General features: G+C 41.2%; 3 protein-coding genes. All 3 read right to left on the bottom strand.

Going from position 1 to position 3,244, the window contains the following annotated elements:
• Positions 1-227 precede the first annotated feature (227 nt).
• The 3 genes from BGI33_RS07445 to BGI33_RS07435 are packed head-to-tail and all read right to left on the bottom strand — an operon-like array spanning position 228 to position 3,053.
• Positions 228-536, bottom strand: coding sequence for a hypothetical protein (locus BGI33_RS07445; RefSeq protein ID WP_025315298.1), 309 nt, complete (start codon positions 534-536; stop codon positions 228-230).
• A gap of 13 nt (positions 537-549) precedes the next feature.
• The gene (locus BGI33_RS07440; RefSeq protein ID WP_100090613.1) at positions 550-2,592 is read right to left on the bottom strand and encodes an RHS repeat-associated core domain-containing protein; all 2,043 of its coding nucleotides are present in this window, start codon (positions 2,590-2,592) and stop codon (positions 550-552) included.
• A 41-nt stretch (positions 2,593-2,633) separates the two neighbouring features.
• Entirely contained in the window at positions 2,634-3,053 is a 420-nt protein-coding gene (locus tag BGI33_RS07435; protein WP_065609560.1) for a hypothetical protein, read from the bottom strand.
• Between the last annotated feature and the right edge of the window lie 191 nt (positions 3,054-3,244).

Here is a 3,244-nt window from a genome sequence, read left to right as displayed (position 1 = left end):
GGTGATTCGGGCCGGTTTCCTGAATCATTCTTAACCCGTCCCACAGGAAGCGGGTACGGTTGTAGGATTGGCCCTCACGGTCTAGCTGATGTTTTTCGATACGCCGGCCAAGGGCGTTGTAGCTAGAATTCTGGGTGCTACTGGCATTTTTTATTTAAATTCTAATGGTTAAATCTTATAGATAATCGCTTTGAACCTTTCTATTATTGTATTTACCGATCAACTGGTCAGCGACTCCCATAAACGTAAATTACTTCACCTGTATCAACATTTATATCAACATTTATATCATCTATTTCTATTCCACCAACTCCAACATCCATCCAATTATCTTGCGTAATCTCTTTTGAATAGAAACGTATTGTATAATATCTAATCTCTTTTTTTATCGTTATATGATTACTAAAAGAAATATAAAAATTATTAATATCATATTTACATTTGGAAACAAACTCACTATTTTTGGCTGCTTCTATAGCTTTAAATAGAAAAGGGGTATATCTTTTATCAAGCTTAAAAATGTAGTTTTCACACATAATATGCACTTCCTTATAACGGTATAGCATCATCTGGCCCACTAACTTTACCAAATATCTTCCAAAAGCTCCCGCTTGGTGTTCCTAATACATTGGTATAATTAGGAAAGGTTTTATTAGCACGATTATGAATGCTAATATCACTATTAGAAAATTTATCACTATTATGAACATCACCAGCTTTATTCGTTCGATTAAAATTAATATCAGAGTAATCACCATGTGTGTGATATTGACCAACTGGTGTTGAGCCCTTAGGTAAACCTCCTGCTGATTCTTTAAATGTTGGTGCAGTTCTACCCGAACCAAGTCGCCCCCTTGTATAGCCATAAGTACCATCTTTTGCTTTAAATATGATCCCACCATATTCACGATTTTTGAATATCGACATTGGATTATATTTACTAAGTGCTGCTCGCCCCGCATCATTGGCGTTTTTAAAACCTGTTGTACATTTTCTTAGGCCAAGTGGATCCACCCAAGTCAACCCATTAGGCGCATACTGATACAGGTTAAACCCGCCAGCTAAGCCTATCGGGTCGGGCTGGGTAAATCTACCTATATCCGGATCATAATACCTGAAAGTATTGTAATGTAAGCCGGTTTCTCTGTCTAAATATTGTCCCTGATATCTGAGGTTTTGTTCTACTGATTCGTGTTCGATTTCATGAATCCGCTTCCCCCATAGCTGAAAGCTGCATTCCCACAGTATTTCGCCGTTTGCATCGGTAAGCTCTTCCGGACAGCCGTTCAGATCGGTATGGAAGTACATTACCCTTTCTGGCTCATTATCTCGTTTATCTATCCGCGCCAGTGGTTCGTAGCTGTTCTGATCTGTATAGATATACAGGCTGGTGGGGTGATTCGGGCCGGTTTCCTGAATCATTCTTAACCCGTCCCACAGGAAGCGGGTACGGTTGTAAGGTTTGCCTTCGCGGTCTAACTTCTGTTTTTCGATACGTCGGCCAAGGGCGTCATAGAGGTAGCGGTATCGTTCGGTTTTGTTGAGTTGTTCGATGCGTACTTCGCTCAGATGGTGTTCGGCATCGTAGTGGTAGTGCTGGGTTGCGCCGATGGTCTGTTTGGTCTGAGTTCTGCCGTGCTCGTCATAGCTGTAGTGGTGCCCTCTGAAATGCAGGAGCTGGTTACAGCGGATGACATTCTGATTGCTGGGGTCTAATTCTATTGGCCGTTTGTGGTCTAACAGGTTGGCAGCGGCATCATATTGCAGGGTCTCCCAGTATCTTTGATTGCGACAGCCTTCGATTCTGCCGGTGTGATCATAGCGGTAATCGGTCTGGCCGTGTTTGCTGTGCTTTTTGCTTACTAATCGGTCGAGGTTGTCGTACTGGTAGCTGCGTTCGAGCAGGATATCAGGCAGGATGGGATTCTGATTGCGCTGTATCTGTTTGTGTTGCAGCCGGCTGTTGCGGTCGTATTTGAACTGGGTGTTCAGGCGTCCCTGAGTGCGTAATACTTCGCGGTGCAGGTTGTCGCGTTCGATGTCGCTGATGATGTTGCCGTCGATATTTATCTGGTGCAGGTGGCCGGAGCCGTAATAGAGGCTGTTGATGGTGCGCCCATCCGGCAGAGTGGTGGCAATGCGGTTGCCCAGTGGGTCGTACTGGTGGCTGAGGGTGCCCTGTGCGGTGGTTTCGCTCAGCAGATTACCCAGTTGGTCGTAGCTGAAGGTGATGAGGTCGGGTTCGGCTTCTGTGGGCAGGCCGGCTTTTTTGTAGCCGACTTTGATAAGGTTGTCGGCTTGGTCGTACTGGTAGGCGGTGTTGCCGTCGGTGGTGTATTTGCCGATCAGGCGGCCGATGGCATCGCGTTTGAAGCGGTGGGTAATTTCGGCACTGCTGCCGGCAGCAAAGTGCACGGCGCTGACGTTATCCAGTGCATCGTAGCTGTATTTCTGTTTACGCCCGTCCAGATCGGTCTGTTCGATCAGGCGGTCGTCAGCATCGTATTGAAACTGGTAGTGTTCGCCATTTTCGTTGATGAGAGCGTTGAGGCTATCATAAGTGTCGTAATTAAAACCAAAACTATTAGACACTGAATAACTAATTTCATTGTCGCAATTAGTTTATTATTTTTTTATCCATCTATCTTCTTTATTGCTTTAAGAACACAATCAATATAATCCTGCTTATTTATTTTTACTTTAATAAGAATAGGACAATCCCATTTTTTTACAACTAAATATTCTTCATTATTTATAAAGCATAAAATACCAAAATTTCCATCGAATGATTCAACACAAGTAGGTAAGCAAGAATTATTTATATCACCTGAAAAAATATTAAAAAATTTATTAATCTCATTTGAATTAAAATTTATTAATTTATAATTCATCAATCTGTCAAGCAAATCAGTGAATGATAATTTTAAGGTTCCTGCTAATACTGTTTGTTCATAATCACCAATAACAATATCATTAGATAAAAAACAACAATTACTAAATAAATATTTTTTATCATTTGAAAGAAAAGTTGTAATCTTAAAAAAATTATTCATTAACATCCCTTTCTATGTAATTTTTTAAAGAACCCATCTTTTTTCATTTGGTTAAATCTACTCTGAATGTAAATACCCCAAACTTAGTACAAGCTTCAAGTAGAAAATAATACTGCTTGTCTTAGGGTTTTATACTCAATCGGCGTCATATTATTTAATGCTTCATGAGGCCTTTCGGTGTTATAACTGGT

This window comes from Snodgrassella alvi, assembly GCF_002777425.1.
In the GTDB taxonomy this organism is placed as follows: Bacteria; Pseudomonadota; Gammaproteobacteria; order Burkholderiales; family Neisseriaceae; genus Snodgrassella; species Snodgrassella alvi_B.
This window is presented reverse-complemented; position numbering and strand designations above follow the sequence as displayed.

Bases quoted from the DNA above. Each gene is read 5' to 3' on its own strand.
- BGI33_RS07445 (WP_025315298.1), bottom strand. From the start codon at position 536: ATGTGTGAAAACTACATTTTTAAGCTTGATAAAAGATATACCCCTTTT.
- BGI33_RS07435 (WP_065609560.1), bottom strand. From the start codon at position 3,053: ATGAATAATTTTTTTAAGATTACAACTTTTCTTTCAAATGATAAAAAA.